We start from the raw sequence: 15,968 nt of genomic DNA, 5'->3' as shown, positions 1-15,968 counted from the left end.
GTGAGTGTAATGAATGCCAGTTCCGACCAATCCAGTGCTAGCGGGAATTTCGATAAACCGGAATTTCCCGAATTTGATCCGTTAACGCCTGATCATATTCGTGATCCGTGGCCGCTCTTGGCGCGGGCTCGAAAAGAGCAGCCAGTTTTCTGGATGCCAAAACTTCAGATGTACTGTATTACAAAACACAGCGACGTGAGAATTATTCACAGCGACGCGGAAACATTTACGAATGGCGGCGCCAACTTAATGCGCGTTCCTTTGCCGGAGGGAATCGATATTCCGGAAGGGTGCCCGTTCCCGAGCGTGGGCGAAAGTCTGGCGAATGCCGACGGCGCAGCGCATCTACGCCTTCGTAAACTGATGCAAGGCGCGTTCAGCCGGTCTCGCGTGGCCCAATTTTCTTCGCAGATCGAGGAGATTGCTCACGAGTTGATTGATGCGTTCGCTGATCGTGGCTCAGCAGATCTCGTCGAAGAATTTTCCAATAAGATTGCAATGCAAACGATCGCGGCGGTGCTGGGCTTCAAAAAATCAGATACGGATTCTTTCCGCGCGTGGACAGATCAGTTTCTCAACCTGATGGGATCTCCAGAGATGGGGGAAGACGAAGCACGCGAATTATGGACCGGCTTAATTGACTGGTGGACTCAAATCGACGCACTGGTGAAGAGCAGACGCAAAGAGCCGGGCGACGACTTAATTTCCGACCTTATCGCTGCTAATCCCGGCGACGGTATTGAACCTCTCTCCGACGCCGAAATTGCAGCGAATGTTATCGCGTTCATCGTCGCGGGAACGGATACAACAGCAATTCTTATTACACAAACAGTAAGACGATTACATATTGAGGGCATGTGGGATGCGGTGGTGCAAGACCGCGCGCAGCTTGACAATGTAATGGAAGAATCGCTTCGTTTCTGCGGAGTCGTTCGCGGGTTAAACCGCGTGGTCGCGAAAGACACCGAGCTATCGGGCGTAAAAATTCCTAAAGGATCCGTCCTCTATTGGATGGGGTCCGCCGCGAACCGCGATAAGGAAGTTTTTGACGAGCCAGAAAAATTCAATCCGGCGCGTCCCAGCCTGCATGAGCATGTCGCCTTTAGCGGGGGCAGGCATTTTTGTATCGGGGCCCCCTTGGCGCGGCTTGAATCAAAAATTGCCTTCAACGCCCTTTTCGACCGTCTGCCGCATTTGACAGTGCCAGATCAGGAATTTGAGTTGTATCCGAACTTTATTACGCCGACACCCAAAAGACTTCTGGTGGAATGGGACGTTACAAAGTCATGAAGGCTGCGGTTCTACATGACTTTGACTGCCCGCTTGAAATCACTGAAGTAGAAGACCCTCGTCTGGAAGGGCCGCAGGATGTCATCGTTAAAATTGCGGGCGCTGGTATTTGCGGCTCTGATATTCATCTCATTGAAGGAATGTTTAAAGATGGGCTGGGAACGCCGCGATTCCCGTATGTTATGGGCCATGAAAATGTCGGTTTCGTACACGCTGTCGGCAAAGGCGTTACCACGATAAAGGTTGGCGATCCGGTCCTTGCGCATCCGCATATCACATGTGGGCTTTGTCTGGCGTGCCGCCGGGGAAATGAGACGTTTTGTGAAACGCTCGTCTTCCCTGGCATTGACGGTGTTCGGTTTGGGGGGTTTGCAGAGTATTTTCGTACAAATGAGAGGGCGCTTGTCAAACTTCCATCCGGTTCGGATCCGAAGTCGTTAGTGTCGCTGACCGATGCTGGCCTGACTGCATACCATGCTGTTCGCAATGCGCTCGGCGCTCTTCCGCCAGACGGCGCGGCTGTAATAATCGGGCTTGGCGGCGTAGGTTTTTTTGCACTTCAGATATTGAAGCTATTTTCGCCGGTACACACGATTGCCGTTGATGTGGCGGAAAGCAAATTACTGGCGGCAAAGCAAGCCGGCGCTGATGTCGCCATTGAAACAGGTCCTGACATCGTCTCGCGCGTGATTGAGTCTAATGGCGGCAAGGGCGTAGACTTGGTTTTTGATTGCGTGGGAATTGACCCTGTTCCGGAACAAGCGCTCGCAATGCTCGCGCGTGGAGGGCACTATTCAATCATTGGCGCTGACAAAGGCCAGGTTTGTTGCGGCACAATTGCAATGACTGTTCAAGAACTTTCCATAACGGGAAACTTGGTGGGTACGATTGGCGAGCTTAGCCAACTCGCTCAGTTGACAGTGCGGCGCCAACTTAAGCTGAAGCAGACATATTACCCCTTAGATGATGTGAACATTGCTTTGGATGATTTACGCAACAAAAAGGTAGAGGGACGAGCAATCCTGGTTCCTTGAAAAAGTCTTGAAATTAGAAAGGAAGTTCAACGTGATAACACATGACGTGTCAAAAAAAATGGTTGAAGCAGCGATAGAAAAGGCCCGTGAACTCGGAATTGCCGGCAGTGTGGCGGTCGTCAATGCGGACGGCAATATGACGGCGTTTTTGCGGATGGATGGATCGCTTCTTGGCTCAGCTGATGGCGCTATACGAAAGGCGAACACAGCGGCTGTGTCCGGTATGTCCACAAGCGACTGGTTTAATATGTTTACGGATAATGCAGCATTCGGCCAAATTATAGCGCATGGAACGAGTGGTATGCTTTTCCTTCCCGGCGGTTTGCCGGTTCCAGGAGAATCAGGCGGTCCTGACGGCGGTGTCGGCTTTTCAGGCGGAGCGCCTGATCAAGACGCTCAGATTGTGGACGCGGCTTTGAGCGCCATTTCAAAATAGCATTATTCGAAACGCTCAATAATCGTTGCGGTGGCGAGGCCGCCCGCACAGCAGACTGTTTGCAGTCCGAATGTTGCATCGCGACGTTCAAGCTCGTTTAGCAAAGAGGTCATAATTCGAGCGCCACTTGCGCCGAGTGGATGGCCCAAGGCGATAGCGCCGCCGTTTACGTTTGTTTTGTCTTCGGCGGCGCCGGTTTCCGCCATCCACATCAACGGCACAGGGGCAAATGCTTCATTTACTTCGAACAGATCAATATCAGCTGCGTTCAGGCCGGCTTTGTGGAGAGCCTGGCGCGTCGCCTCAATCGGCCCGGTGAGCATTAATGTGGGGTCTGACCCAACTGTCGCGACAGAGCGAATGCGAGCTCTCTGTTTCAAGCCATTGTGTTTTGCGAACTCAGCCGAGGCGAGTAAAAGCACCGCGGCGCCATCCGAAATTTGAGAAGAGTTTCCGGCCGTCATTTTGCCATCAGGCCGGAAAACGCTTTTGAGTTCGGAGAGCTTTTCGGCATTGGTCTGAGGCCGAATAGTCTCGTCTTTGTCGAAAATGACAGCTTCTTCCGGTGCCCTGCTTTCGGACCAATCACGCAACGTGACCGGTTCAATTTCATTTTCAAAGTATCCGGACTCTGCAGCACGCGCCGCCCGTCTGTGGCTGTTCACAGCGAATTCGTCGAGTTCGCTGCGAGAAAAGCCCCACATGTCTGCGATTCTCTCCGCAGCCTCGCCCTGTGAAACCAGTTCAGCTCTTTCAAGAACGCGCCACCCAAAAGGATCGCCATGTACGTCCCGATTGCCTCCCATCGGCACGCGACTCATGGATTCGGCTCCGCCCGCAACGACGACCGTGCTTACGCCAGACCAAATCTGCGCCGCCGCGACATGGATCGCGGCCTCGGACGAACCGCATTTTCGATCCACTGTCATGCCAGGGATGTTGGTCGGCCATCCTGCGCCAAGCAGCGCCGTTCGTGCAATATTTCCGCATTGTTCGCCGACTTGGGTCACACAACCTAAAACGACATCATTAACGACTTCGCCGTCGATACCTGTTCTTTCCGAAAGTCTTTGCAAGAGAGCGCTCGCCAGATGATCCGCCCGGACATCCGAAAGGCTTCCTCGAAAGCGGCCAATCGGCGTCCTGACGGCGTCGAGTATCACTGTATCGATAGAGGGGTTGAATTCTGAACGATAGCTCATCGTGTTGCCATGCCCGAATTTGCAATACGTTTGCCGTCTTCATACCGGTATATTCCGTGGCCGGTCTTTCGGCCAAAACGACCGGCTTTCACCATTGTTAGAATTAAGGGGCAGGGGCGGTATTTTTCGCCTAAAGTCTTGTGCAAATGCTGCAGGACTGAGAGCCTCGTGTCCCAGCCTGTTAAATCGCCGAGCTCAAGAGGTCCCATAGGATGGTTGAATGCTCCGCGCATTGCAGCGTCAATGTCTTCTGCGCTGGCAAGGCCCTCAGAGAGCATGTACATCGCTTCGTTACCGAGAAGAGCGGACATCCGGCTTGTCGTCAGACCGGGCGATTCACGAACAACTATCGAAATTTTGTTGAGCTGGTCCACCCAGCGTTTTGTCGTTTCCACAGTTTCAGCGCTGGTGGACAATCCGCGGACAATCTCCACAAGCTTCATTTTGTGGACCGGGTTAAAGAAGTGCATTCCGATCACTTTATCCGGTCGCTTTGTAGATGCGGCGATCTCAGAAATACTAAGCGCGGACGTGTTTGTAGCCAGTATGGTCTCGTCTGGTAGTTCAGCATCCGCAATGCTCAAAACGGCGATTTTCGCCTCGAGAGACTCTGAAACGGTTTCGATTAGTAGGGAGACGGATTGATCAAGGGCATCAGATAATGAGTTAAACGTTTTCAACCGCTTGACTGCAGCCTGCGCCTCGAGATCATCAACCTTTCCTCTCTTGACGCCGTCATCCAGGATTTTTGCGATATTGCTGAAGGCGCGCTCGAGCGCGCTGCTGTCAGTATCGACCAAAGAAGCCTTTCGCCCCGAAGTAATTATTGCATGAGCGATGCCGGTCCCCATAAGGCCGGCGCCGATAACCGCTATAGTTTCATCACTATTATGCGCCTGCGAAAGTGGCATCACGTTTCTCCCGAAAAGCGGCAAGCGCTTCTTTTCTGTCTTCAGTAGAAAGAAGGCCGGAAAACAGAACGCGCTCAAGACGCAAACCTTCTTCCAGTTCCAACATTAGCCCTTGATTGATTGCTTTTTTTGCAGCCTGTAGTGCGAGAGGCGGGCGCTGCGCAACCTGCTGAAGGTAAGCTTCCGCGTCTGCGAAAAAAGCATTGTCGTCCGTGAATAGTCGATTGATCAATCCACATTGAAATGCGGTTCCGGCGGAGAGTTTCTCGCCCGAGAGAATCATATCGCTAGCACGACCCTGGCCGATCAATCGTGGTAAACGCTGCGTACCGCCGCCGCCAGGGATCACGCCGAGACCCGTTTCGGGTAACGAGAAAACCGCATTGCCGCTCGCGATGCGCAGGTCGCATGCTAGCGCGATTTCCAGACCGCCGCCGATGCAGAAGCCGTGTATTACGGCGACGATGGGCTTTTTAAGACTGCTAATTGACTCAATCCAGGAAAGATCTTTTGTTCGACTGGCTTGGGCTGACGAGTTCGAACGAGTTTCTTTTAGATCCGCGCCGACGCAAAAGCCTCTCTCACCAGCGCCGCGTATCGCGATAACGCGGATTTCCCTGTCTTCATCGAGAGTTTTCAGAGCCATTGGCGCAAATGAACGGATGTCGTCGTTTATTGCATTAATAGAATCCGGACGGTTGAGAATGACCCAGCCAACGCCCTCTCGTTTCACCACTTCAATGGCGCGGTTTTGCCCGTTCGCGGTCATTTGCGGACCTCTCGTTTCTGGCGACGTAGAGTTTCAGTTTTTTTAATAATATTCAAAAATTGCCAGAAGGACAAGGCGAATTGCCAGCCTTAAGAGCTTTACAATTAAATTCCATAGACGCGGGTGGCGGTGTCTCTAAACAGATTTGAGCGCTCATCCCTGCTTGCACCACTTGTTATGCGCTTCATGGCGTTCCAAAGCACCGTATATGAGCAAGAGACGCGGTCGATTGGAAAATTGCTTTCGAACATGCACCGGTTGCTGCCGAACAGCTCAATACACGCAATAAAATACGGGCTCAGTACATCGGCTAAGATAGAAGATGTTGGCGGGGCGTTTCGCTTGTGCCATTGAAACCCATTCATCTTCATTGTGAGGCCGCCAAGCTTCACAAAAACATTTTCGCACTTCGATAGCTGCCGCATCCCTCTTAACCATTCCGGATAAATATCGGCATGGCTGTCTTTAAACGGACCAATACCTAAAACCCCGCCAGTGTGGTTTACGATTATTTTGATGTTTGGGAACGCTTCAGCGATATCCACTATTTCGAGAAGCTGTGTGAAATATACCCAAGCGTCAAAAGTCAGCTCGAACCTTTCCAACAGTCCGAACCCTTCGCGAAAGGTCGTATCTGACATGAGAAAGGCGTTCGGATTCGTATGAGCCGAATGAACTGCCGGATCAGGGTAGTGAGCAGTGGCGTATCGAATGCCGCGAAACCGGTCGCTTGCAGCGAGATGCGATTCGAGAACAGGCGCGACACGCGAACCAAGGGTTAAGTCCGCGAAACCGACAATTCCCGCGGCAATCTGGACGGGTGACGCTTGATGTTGGGTCGAACCTGTTTCACGGTCAATAAATTTTGTCTCGCCAACTGGCGCAAATTGCTCGGGTCCGTCTTTGTTATATTGCCTTTGACACTCTACATATACCGATGACGTGACGTTGTTATTGCTTATGTCGCTAAGAAACTCTTCAAGAAAATAGTTATTAACAGGGTCTTTCCATAAATGGTGGTGAGGGTCACAGATCTCGATATCAGGCGAAAGTGGCTCTTCATGCGTAAGCTCCAGCCAGCTGCCCATAATCGCCTCTTCTTCTCTGGCCGGTCTCAAATCGAATTAGGTGGCCGCGTTGGCGCCGGAGTTTTTAAGTTTGCGTTCGTTGGCTGGGAGCGACTCCACAAGCTTCATCATTTCGCCTCGAAAAATCTCATAAGCTTTTTTTAAATTAAGCTCTTCATCAAAATAAACTGCGGTGCGCAAACCAACGAGCAGCGCATAAGAGACTTCGGCCGCGTAAGTAGAATACGACGCTTTAGCGCCGGCGTCTTTGAATAAGGCTCGCAGGTATTCTTTACAGATGCGATCAAGTTCAGTTTTTTGCTGCTTGATATCCGGTGCATGAACGGCAACGCCAAAGCATTCGAGCATGAAACCGATTTCCGATTTCGACAATCCTTTGCCGCTAAAAAATAATTTTGCCAGAAAATCTATGCGCTTGATTGGAGGTTCATTTTCAAATTCCGCGAGGCGTGATGTGATGGCGAGAGAAACATTCCCAAAATATTGGGAAAGAATATCGGCCTTGTCTGAAAAATAATACAAAAGGTGACTGGGTGTCATATCGGCGGCGTGGGCGATGTCAGCCAATGTCGTTGTGGCGTAACCCTGGTCAATGATGCATTGTCTCAACGCGGTGAAAATCGCCTCGCGCCGTTTCTTTGGCTGCCGTTTGCTTTTTTCAATTTTGGCGGATGTTGCTGTAGCGCTCATTTTTTTAGGTCTGTTTGGCTCACGACGGAATTCCTTTCGGGTCGCACCGTTGATTTCATTGCGCGAAGATATGAAAGCTTAAAGTCTGCCTGATTCTCCGCCATCAATTACATATACGGAACCGGTGACAAAGTTGGAAGCGGGGGAAGCCAGATAGCATGCGAGCGGCCCAATCTCGTCTGGCCTACCCATTCTTTTGGCAGGTATTTTTTTGAGCCGCCGCTGCATAATCTCCGGCGAATCGAGAACGGCTTGCTGTGCATCGGTTTCGAATGCGCCCGGCGCAATGGCATTGACCTGAATGCCAAAGCCAGCCCATTCCCCTGCGAGCGCCTTGGTAAACTGTAGCATCGCACCTTTTGACGCCGAATATGCAACCAATTGCGGCTTTCCCAATATTCCCGAAGTTGAAGCGATATTGATAACTTTCCCGGACTTCTGTTCAATGAAATATTGGCCTGCGGCGCGGCAGATCGCTGCAGGCGCCTCTATGTTAACAGTCATCACGTCCCGCCAAAGATCTTCAGACTGAGTGATAAATGAACCGGCGGGCGCGATACCGGCATTATTTACAATAATGTCGATTTTTCCAAACGTATTGACTGTTTCCGATGGCAATTGACGAACGCGATCAATATCCTTCATGTCACAAGCAATACTTCGAATGTTTCCGTCGCCTTCTTTTTCGAGGTTGGAAAGATCCTCCTGGGAACGTGCGGTGGCCAAAACACTCGCCCCCTGTTCCGCCAAAGCGGATGCGATCGCTCGGCCTAATCCTCGGCTTGCGCCAGTTACAAGCGCAACTGCACCATCTAATTGCAAATCAATCATTCCACCAACTCAGTTAATTCTTTTGCTATACCGAGGCGCAATACTTCGGACGATCCTTCATAAATTCGCATAGGGCGCGCTTGCCGATAAAGCCGTTCGATTTTAGAATCCCGAACCAGTCCCCATCGTCCCATAACTTGTACGCACCGATCAACAACGCGTGAAGCTGTTTCTGTTGCGCCAAGTTTCGCCATTGACGACATGTTCAGCGCACTGTCAGGGTCACGGGACGCGATCGACGCCGCCTTGTAGGTCAGCAGTCTCGCCATTTCAATTTCGGTCCAGCAGTCGGCCAACAATTGCGCCACCGGCCCCAGGCGGGAGAGGGGGCGGCCGAATTGAACGCGGCTGCGTGTATGCCGAACAGCTTCTTCAAGTGCGGCAGAAGCTAGGCCGACTGCTGCGCCAGCGACAGACGCGCGAAAGACGCCAAGCGTTGCCAGTACAAGCTTAAGCCCGTCGCCCGGATCTCCAATTCGCGACCCCGCAGGCAGATGAACCTGATTAAATTCAACCTCGCCTAATACATGCGGCGCAATGATCTCGGGCGAAGGCGTAATACTTATGCCCGGCGTTTCGGCCGGGGCCAACACCATTGAATATGTCTCAGCTTCCCTGGCGAATACCACAAAAAACGTTGCGCACGAAGCATTTGATATGAATGATTTTTTGCCATTCAGGATAAAACCATCTCCCGCCTTTTCAAACGATGTGGAAACGGATTTAAGGTCGGACCCTGCTTCGGGCTCAGTTAACGCCAATGCGGGAATAGCTTCGGCGCGTGCTATTTTTGGAAGCCATTTCTCGCATTGCGCTGAAGATCCGGCGGTTGTTAAAGCGTAGCTGCCAATACCTTGCAAGGCGAATAGTGAGTCAACATGCGCCGAAGTTCCCATTAAAACCTCGCGCACCACACAGATCGCCATAGGGTCGACTGTATCGAATCTTCCTCCAAAACCGGCGGGCACCATCAAGTCGCTCAATTGACTATCACGAAAGGCCGCAAGGACACCGGGGTGCATTTCGCTCATATTGTCCGCTTCGACGGCAAGCGGCTCAATTATTTTTGCAAATTCACGGGCTTCGCTTTGCAGGCTCACATATTTCTTTTCCAATGTATGAAACATTATTCCTCTTTCTGCGGGCTCTGCCGAAAACGCGGCTTCCTTTTTTCAAAAAATGCGCGCGCGCCTTCCTGCATATCTTCGGAACCAATTGCCTGCACAAGCATGCCGAGGCCGCTCGAGTAGGATTCTTGCGATAAATTCCACCAGGCATTGGAGCTAATCTTTGCGATCTCGAGATAGCGCGGACTCATCTCCAAAAGTTCATCCGCCCAACGCCCAACTTCCAGTTCTAATTCGTCATCAGGAACGACAGCATTGATCCACCCGAGATCCAACGCCTGTGCGGCCGAGTATTTCCGGCATAGAAATGCGACTTCTTTAGCCCGCTTTTCACCAATGTTCATTGCAAGAAAATTGGTTCCCCCCAGCACGGGTGCGCTGCCAACACGGACCCCGGTTTGCCCAAAGGTGGCGGACTCCGCCGCGATAGCGAGATCGCAAGCCACGACAAGTTCATTGCCGCCGCCTGCAGCGGGGCCGTTGACTGCGGCAATTACCGGACGTGGGGAGCGCCGGATCGCGTCGAAGAGCTTAAGCGAGTTATAGAACATTGTGCGGAGTTCATTTTCGTCTGCCTCCTGAAGGCTACCCAAAAAGCCGCCCGCGCAAAAAGCATTGCCAGTCCCGGTAATGACGATAACACCGCTTTGAGCGTTGTCTTCTATAGCCTTGGCCAGCGCTTGCGCCATTTCGAAATCATAGGCGTTCATGCGTTCAGGCCGATTTAATCTGATCCAGCAAACTGAATCTCTATTTTCAACTACTATGTCGTCCATTGGGTTCGTCCGCCTAAAAACATTTTATGTTACCTTATGCGCCGAATGTGCGATGACGAGCACAGCGGTAACGAAACTTATTCACAGATCAGCCGCCTGTGTACGAAGTCGATATTGCAATAAATTTGAATTAGGTTCAAGATTTGCCGGAATGCGCGGGGCTGGTTTGTAAGTTTTTATGCCGCGCGGTTATGGATTGATTTTTCGTGACCCTACCCAGAGGTAAGCTATGAATGATTTTCTCGCTATAGAGCGTGTGGTTTTTGATTATTGCTGGTTTGCTGACATGCAGGATATTGACGCTCTCGTATCCTTGTTTGATCAAGATGGGATTATGGATGCGAGCGAATTTGGTCTTCCTGTTATCAAGGGTCGACAGTCACTGCGTGACTTTTTCCAGACCCTGCTTGAAACCCATAAATGCTCGCAACATCTGGCAGGCAATTTTCGAGTAGACATAGCTAAAAATGAGGCAAGCGGAACCTCTTATTACGTCATGGAAGGCCTCCTGAAAGATTCTAGTCCTATTTCGGCGAAGGGTTATTACAAAGATCGATTTGTGCGCACTACGGAGGGGTGGAAGATACTTCGCCGCAAAGGCATTCCGTTGCTGCCAGTCAATTCGTATACGGTTAAGATGGATTCTGAGTAGGCGTCCCCCAGCCGCCGCCGCCGGCTGTGCGGATCCTGACCAGCGCGCCTTTTTGTAATTCAAATCCCGTTACCTTGCTTGCCGATTTCCAGGTGTCGGAATTGGGCTGCAAAACATGCACTTCTCCGGGAGCGCCCGGCTCTCCACCGGCAAGACCCCAGGGCGGATCAAGAATACGGTCGAATGCGGTTTGAAGAGCCATGGGCTCTAGCGCTTCGACAATTCGTTCAATTCCGCCGCCGCCACGGTGTTTGCCGTTCCCACCGGCTTCACTGCGGAGCCGGCTCGATCTAATCCTTAAGGGAAATCTCGCTTCCAGCAATTCAATCGCAATACCGGGGTTATCGCCATGGATTAAGGATTTAAGCGGGCCGTAACCGTCTGTTTCAGAAGTAGCGCCGAAACCGCCGCCATAAGATTCAATTGCAAGCCAGAAATCGCCTGTTTCTTCCCGGTTGCCCGTAAAAAACACGCCCGACACGGTGCCGTGGTGCCCGGCCGGAACGAATTCAGGGTGAGCGCTGCCAATCGCTTTGAAAATGAGATCGACGGCCGTCGGCGGTATCATTACCCAAAAGCCCTTGGCTGCTTGCGGCGTTGCCGTCACAACGGTGCCAGTCGGCGCTGTGATGGTTAGCGGCTCGAACATCCAGTCGTCGCAAGGACGCGCCGGAAGGCAAAGTGCTTTGAAAGCGAGCTTTGCAATATTAATCGCGCCGCCATATGCGCCCGAATTGATTGGCGTATCAACTTCGGGAGGCATGCCTGAGAAGTCGATTTCCATAGTATCATCGCGAATAATGACTTTAATGCGGAGATCGACTGGCGCCGTGCCTTCTACGCCGGCGTTATCCAGCCGGCATTCTGCTTCATATTCGCCATCGGGAATACGCTTTACTGCACTACGAGCAAGCGCTCCACTTTCTTCCGACTGCATCTCAATCAGCGCTGACAGTTCCGGAATTGACCATCTTTTGGCTACGCGCTCGGCCCAACGCCTTCTTCCTAGACTGCAGCCTGCGATTTGCGCCATCAGGTCGCCGGTGATTTCGGTCGGCGAACGCGTGTTCGCCTGGATAGTCGCTATAATTTCAGGCTGAATTTTTCCCGCCCGCGCGACGCGCAGGCCGCGGTATTGTACGCCTTCTTCGAATATGGACTTGGCCTCCCAGCTGAGAGAGGTCGGCGCGCGACCGCCAACATCCGCCCAGTGGGCGCGAATAATGATGTAAGCGATTATACGGCCGTCATCGAAAACGGGCGCTATACAGGCAATATGATTCAGATGCTGCCCATTCACGCCCGACCAGTTATGAATGAAAACGTCGCCTTCCTCCAAGGAGTCAATGCCGATGGTTTCAACCGCGTCTTTCACCTGCGGGCCCAGGTCGCCCAAAAAAATCGGCATGCTGCCAATTGATTGGGTCAGCAACTCGAAATCAGCGGTGATCAGGCCGACACAATAATCTTTATACTCGTAGATCAGTTCGCTGTAGGCGGTCCGGGTCAGATTAACTTCAATTTCATCAACAACTGAACTTGTTGCAAATCGGAAAATTTCCAGTTCTACAGCATCCATCCGGCGCTCTTGTCCGCTGTCTCTGCGCTCAGATGCTACGCTTTTGTCCGGTCCAGCCAAGTGTAGCCCTTTCCAGTTGTGAATACAGCCGCGCTGTTGCAGGCAATTTAGTATTTGAATTATATTCAAAATTCGTTAGGCTGTAAACCTCGCTTTATTCAAAACCCTGGAGACGGCAATCTTGTACGGAAGCAATGGATTTTAGACTTTCAGAAGATCAGGCGGCGCTGCGCGACGCGGCGCGGGAATTTGCTCAAGGGGAGCTTATTGAGGCCGCCAAGTGTTGTGAGAAGACCGGTGCGCCGCCGCCGAAGCCTCTAATACAGCGATTTGCTGAATTGGGGTTTCTCGGCGTCAATATTCCTGAAAGCTATGGCGGGCTTGGGCTTGGCAATCTTGAAGCGCTGATCATCCTTGAGGAATTTGCAAAAATCTCATCAGCGGTGGCCTTTCCTATTTTTGAGTCCTGCGTAGGGCCGGTTAAAGCAATCGAACGGTTTGGGAGCGACACGCTTAAATCCCGTATATTGCCATCTGTCTGCAATGGGAACTGTGTTGTGGCGATTGCCATGTCCGAGCCTGACGCCGGCTCGGCTCTGACCGATCTGAAAACGCGGGCAATAGAGAAAAGCGGCAAAATATTGTTGAACGGCGTCAAGCGCTGGTGCTCCGGCGGCGGACATGCTGATGGATATCTTGTCTATTGCCGCTTTTCGGATGAGCCGGGAGCAAAACACATCGGCGCCGTTTACATCGAAAAGGATACACCTGGCGTCTCGTTCGGGAGCCAGGAAAATCTGATGGGCTTCAGGGGCGTCCCATCCAGCGATATATATTTCGATAACGCCGAAGTTCCGAAAGAGAATGTCGTTGTCGCGCCTGGCGGGTTCAAAAGCCTGATGCAAGCGTTTGATTTGGAGCGTTGTGGAAATGCGACGATGGCGCTCGGCCAAGCCTCGGGCGCTCTGGAAGAAATTCTTCCCTATGTTCAAGAGAGACGACAATTCGGAAAGCCGATTATCGACTTTCAGGCGGTGCAGCTTCGGGTTGCAGAAATGCAAATGCGTGTCGAAGCCGCACGTTTGTTGATTTATCGGGCGGCCAGTAATTCGCAACACGAACTTCCCAGCATTGTTGAGTCGTCCGTAGCAAAATGCTTCGCAAATGAAATCGCCCGCGAAGTGACCGGTTCCGCCATGCAGCTTATGGGCGCATATGGCTATTCTCAAGAATTTAACGCCGAGCGCCGGTTTCGGGACGCATGGGGTTGGGGGATCGCCGGCGGAACCATAGATATACAGAAAGTAAATATTGCTTCGGCAATGATAGGGCGACGTTTTGATCAACGGAAATAGACAACGCCAAGCTTTCGTTTCTAAAGCGACGTGAAGGGCGTATAAAACCGGCTGTCGTTACTGATCATTCGACACCGGGGCCGGCCCATGCGAGATGCGAAAACATTCGCCGCCCATATCCGAGCATGATCAAAGCCTAAAGCAGCTTTAAACCCAGGCGCCGGCGCAATAAGAAAATCGCAGGACGCGAGAACCTGTCAGCCTGGTTGCGCATGAATGTATTCCGCATCGCCTGCAAGTGCCTAAAATCCTGAACGCTAGAATGCCCGAAGCGCTGTCACAAAATCAGCGTACGTTAGTTTGTGCGGGCAAATAAGGACGGTCATACACCGGCGCGGCAAAGCGAACGTCACAACGCCGCTGTCAAGGAACTATATTTTCCGGTGTCTTTCCCTTCACGAAATCGTCAACCGGAAAATATCGAACAATCCGCGCTTGAAGGGAATCCGAATTGGCGGCGTGACCATGAAAGATGAGGGAACAAAGGGTTGGGGCACAAAGATCGTTTACATTTCTTCGCAATCACGCCGCTTTTTTCTAAAAAAACACTGTCACGATATCGCAACCGATAGCGCGGTCACATTATCTTTAGCGCCTTTACTTACAGCTTTCAGCACGAGATCTCGTGCATTGGCGCGGAGCGATATGATATGATTCTCGCTGAGCGTATTGGTTAATCCATCGGTACACAGAAAGAATATGTCTTTTGGCTGTACTGTCCCTTCGCTGACTTCAAGCTCAATGTTTTCGTGCGCGCCAATTGCCCGCGTCACGATGTTACGGAGAGGGTGAGTGGCGGCTTCTTCAAGTGAAATCAGTCCGGATCTGATTAATTGATTAACTTCACTGTGATCATGCGTCAGCGCGGAGAGGGTCTGGTCACGAAGTCTGTATATCCGGCAGTCTCCCGCCCAGATGCATTGATACTTATCCTTTTTGATTTGCAGCACTGCAATGGTTGCGCCGATAGTACCCAGAGACAACCCTTCCGCGTAAAGCGCGGCGTTCACGGTCTTCAATGCTTGTGGAATGCTGTCCTGCGTCTTTGCTGCGTTAGCAATTGCATCGAGGCTTGAACGCGCGGCGCGCCCGCCGTCACGGTGACCGCCCATGCCGTCTGCAACGGCCCAAAGCCCATGCTCTCCAGCGTCGAGCAGATGGTCCTCATTGACTTCACGGCATGGACCCGCTTCCGAACAGCCAGAGCTTGCAAAGCGGAAGCCTGAAGGGGTCTCTTCTTCCTCATCTGTCATAGCGGCGCTTGCCGCTGAGCGGTTGATTTGCGGAAAAAGTCTCATCAGGCCGCATTACCCCTCTTGGCCGCATCAAGTTTCGTTTGATAACCCGACGCGAAAGCGCGGCTGAGCGGTAGGGAGCTGGCGTTTATTTCCTCTTCCAGCGCCTTGTGAGCAGCGGCATAGGCTTCCCATTTCTTTTTAGCGCCGGAAAGAAGCGCAGTTCGGTCATTCTCCGCCGCAAGATGTTTTGGTGCTAAACGCTCAATCATGGCGTCGATGACAGCCTTGTATCCGCCATCCAACGACGCAAGATGAAATTGAATGTCCTGTAATGAAGCTCTTAAAGCCTCAGACCCTTCCAGGAATCCCGGCTCCGTTTCGCGCAAAAGCTCTATGGCGACCCTGTTGGGCGCCCCCCAGCGCATGGGATTGTTATCGCCCGCCGAAATCGTGGTTTGCTCGATGGCGAGCCGTTCCTTGATCTGGTTGCGCTCCTTCATCAATTCACAAAGCCCGCACACAGATTCTATATACATCTTTCCGGCCCGGCGCAGTATATCAGCGGCGTTATCGATGACGAATGCGGAAGGATCCAAGCCCGCGCCTTCCAAAAATGCGTCCAACAAATCCAACTGGTCGTTTTTATGGTCTTCAAAGGACTTGGCTGGCGATGCTGTTTGCGATCGAACAAGTAGGCAATAGTCGCCAAAGAGCACCCTGTCCCCATCGTTAAGCACCACTGTTTCGCCGGCGCTGATACACTCATCGCTTTGCGGAAGACGCATCCCGTTTTGTCCCAGCGCTGTCACGCGCAGACAATTTCCGGCAGGGGTCAGTTCCATATGACGCCGTGACACAGCCATGTCCGCCTCTGGCATCACCCAATCGGCGGTTTCGTCCCGGCCCAGCACAATCGGATCCGCGCCAAGGCTTCTGGTTTGTATATCAGTGTCAGGATCGGAGAGTTTGCGCAAATGCAGAACTAACATT

The 15,968-nt window shown here is 52.0% G+C and carries 16 protein-coding genes; 5 read left to right on the top strand and 11 right to left on the bottom strand.

All coding sequences use genetic code 11. The annotated features are described in order from the left end of the window. Positions 1-9: 9 nt before the first annotated feature. Genes ACQK2Q_RS11510 through ACQK2Q_RS11500 form a run of 3 tightly spaced genes read left to right on the top strand, consistent with a single transcriptional unit; the run spans position 10 to position 2,760 of the window. A complete protein-coding gene (locus tag ACQK2Q_RS11510; RefSeq protein ID WP_425409887.1) occupies positions 10-1,290 on the top strand; it encodes a cytochrome P450 in 1,281 nt (426 codons plus the stop codon). Beyond that, positions 1,269-2,324, top strand: coding sequence for an NAD(P)-dependent alcohol dehydrogenase (locus ACQK2Q_RS11505; RefSeq protein WP_425409886.1), 1,056 nt, complete (start codon positions 1,269-1,271; stop codon positions 2,322-2,324). The genes ACQK2Q_RS11510 and ACQK2Q_RS11505 overlap by 22 nt, the downstream gene beginning before the upstream one ends. Before the next feature lie 31 nt (positions 2,325-2,355). After that, entirely contained in the window at positions 2,356-2,760 is a 405-nt protein-coding gene (locus ACQK2Q_RS11500; protein ID WP_425409885.1) for a GlcG/HbpS family heme-binding protein, read from the top strand. A gap of 2 nt (positions 2,761-2,762) precedes the next feature. Here the strand turns inward: ACQK2Q_RS11500 and ACQK2Q_RS11495 are convergent, their stop codons facing one another. The 8 genes from ACQK2Q_RS11495 to ACQK2Q_RS11460 all read right to left on the bottom strand — a co-directional run bounded on the left by ACQK2Q_RS11495 (position 2,763) and on the right by ACQK2Q_RS11460 (position 10,154). Further along, positions 2,763-3,962 carry a thiolase family protein gene (locus ACQK2Q_RS11495; RefSeq protein WP_425409884.1) on the bottom strand — a complete coding sequence of 400 codons (1,200 nt, stop codon included), beginning with the start codon at positions 3,960-3,962 and terminating at the stop codon, positions 2,763-2,765. Then, entirely contained in the window at positions 3,959-4,873 is a 915-nt protein-coding gene (locus ACQK2Q_RS11490) for a 3-hydroxyacyl-CoA dehydrogenase (RefSeq protein WP_425411154.1), read from the bottom strand. The genes ACQK2Q_RS11495 and ACQK2Q_RS11490 overlap by 4 nt, the downstream gene beginning before the upstream one ends. Further along, the gene (locus ACQK2Q_RS11485; RefSeq protein ID WP_425409883.1) at positions 4,851-5,642 is read right to left on the bottom strand and encodes an enoyl-CoA hydratase/isomerase family protein; all 792 of its coding nucleotides are present in this window, start codon (positions 5,640-5,642) and stop codon (positions 4,851-4,853) included. The genes ACQK2Q_RS11490 and ACQK2Q_RS11485 overlap by 23 nt, the downstream gene beginning before the upstream one ends. 104 nt (positions 5,643-5,746) lie before the next feature. Then, the gene (locus ACQK2Q_RS11480; RefSeq protein WP_425409882.1) at positions 5,747-6,730 is read right to left on the bottom strand and encodes an amidohydrolase family protein; all 984 of its coding nucleotides are present in this window, start codon (positions 6,728-6,730) and stop codon (positions 5,747-5,749) included. A gap of 36 nt (positions 6,731-6,766) precedes the next feature. After that, on the bottom strand, positions 6,767-7,420 hold the full coding sequence (locus ACQK2Q_RS11475) for a TetR/AcrR family transcriptional regulator (RefSeq protein ID WP_425409881.1): 654 nt from the start codon (positions 7,418-7,420) through the stop codon (positions 6,767-6,769). A gap of 78 nt (positions 7,421-7,498) precedes the next feature. After that, the gene (locus ACQK2Q_RS11470; protein WP_425409880.1) at positions 7,499-8,251 is read right to left on the bottom strand and encodes an SDR family NAD(P)-dependent oxidoreductase; all 753 of its coding nucleotides are present in this window, start codon (positions 8,249-8,251) and stop codon (positions 7,499-7,501) included. Continuing rightward, complete coding sequence (locus tag ACQK2Q_RS11465; protein WP_425409879.1) at positions 8,248-9,378, bottom strand: acyl-CoA dehydrogenase family protein; 1,131 nt, start codon at positions 9,376-9,378, stop codon at positions 8,248-8,250. The genes ACQK2Q_RS11470 and ACQK2Q_RS11465 overlap by 4 nt, the downstream gene beginning before the upstream one ends. Beyond that, positions 9,378-10,154, bottom strand: coding sequence for an enoyl-CoA hydratase/isomerase family protein (locus tag ACQK2Q_RS11460; protein WP_425409878.1), 777 nt, complete (start codon positions 10,152-10,154; stop codon positions 9,378-9,380). Before ACQK2Q_RS11460 ends, ACQK2Q_RS11465 begins: the two co-directional genes overlap by 1 nt. 229 nt (positions 10,155-10,383) lie before the next feature. Here ACQK2Q_RS11460 and ACQK2Q_RS11455 point away from each other — a divergent pair, with 229 nt between their 5' ends. Next, complete coding sequence (locus ACQK2Q_RS11455; RefSeq protein WP_425409877.1) at positions 10,384-10,806, top strand: nuclear transport factor 2 family protein; 423 nt, start codon at positions 10,384-10,386, stop codon at positions 10,804-10,806. Here ACQK2Q_RS11455 and ACQK2Q_RS11450 read toward each other — a convergent pair. Then, positions 10,787-12,385: a hydantoinase B/oxoprolinase family protein gene (locus ACQK2Q_RS11450; protein ID WP_425409876.1), complete on the bottom strand. Its 1,599-nt coding sequence runs from the start codon at positions 12,383-12,385 to the stop codon at positions 10,787-10,789. The two genes, ACQK2Q_RS11455 and ACQK2Q_RS11450, sit on opposite strands and share 20 nt — an antisense overlap. Before the next feature lie 194 nt (positions 12,386-12,579). Between ACQK2Q_RS11450 and ACQK2Q_RS11445 the strand changes: the two genes are divergently transcribed. Further along, positions 12,580-13,740 carry an acyl-CoA dehydrogenase family protein gene (locus ACQK2Q_RS11445; RefSeq protein ID WP_425409875.1) on the top strand — a complete coding sequence of 387 codons (1,161 nt, stop codon included), beginning with the start codon at positions 12,580-12,582 and terminating at the stop codon, positions 13,738-13,740. A 551-nt stretch (positions 13,741-14,291) separates the two neighbouring features. Here the strand turns inward: ACQK2Q_RS11445 and ACQK2Q_RS11440 are convergent. Together ACQK2Q_RS11440 and ACQK2Q_RS11435 are read right to left on the bottom strand one after the other, a co-directional pair. Then, positions 14,292-15,038 carry a PP2C family protein-serine/threonine phosphatase gene (locus ACQK2Q_RS11440; protein ID WP_425409874.1) on the bottom strand — a complete coding sequence of 249 codons (747 nt, stop codon included), beginning with the start codon at positions 15,036-15,038 and terminating at the stop codon, positions 14,292-14,294. After that, complete coding sequence (locus ACQK2Q_RS11435) at positions 15,038-15,967, bottom strand: type VI secretion system-associated FHA domain protein (RefSeq protein WP_425409873.1); 930 nt, start codon at positions 15,965-15,967, stop codon at positions 15,038-15,040. Before ACQK2Q_RS11435 ends, ACQK2Q_RS11440 begins: the two co-directional genes overlap by 1 nt. Position 15,968 lies beyond the last annotated feature (1 nt).

Origin of the sequence: Hyphococcus sp., assembly GCF_965228385.1 — a bacterium.
Taxonomy (GTDB): domain Bacteria; phylum Pseudomonadota; class Alphaproteobacteria; order Caulobacterales; family Parvularculaceae; genus Hyphococcus.
This window is presented reverse-complemented; position numbering and strand designations above follow the sequence as displayed.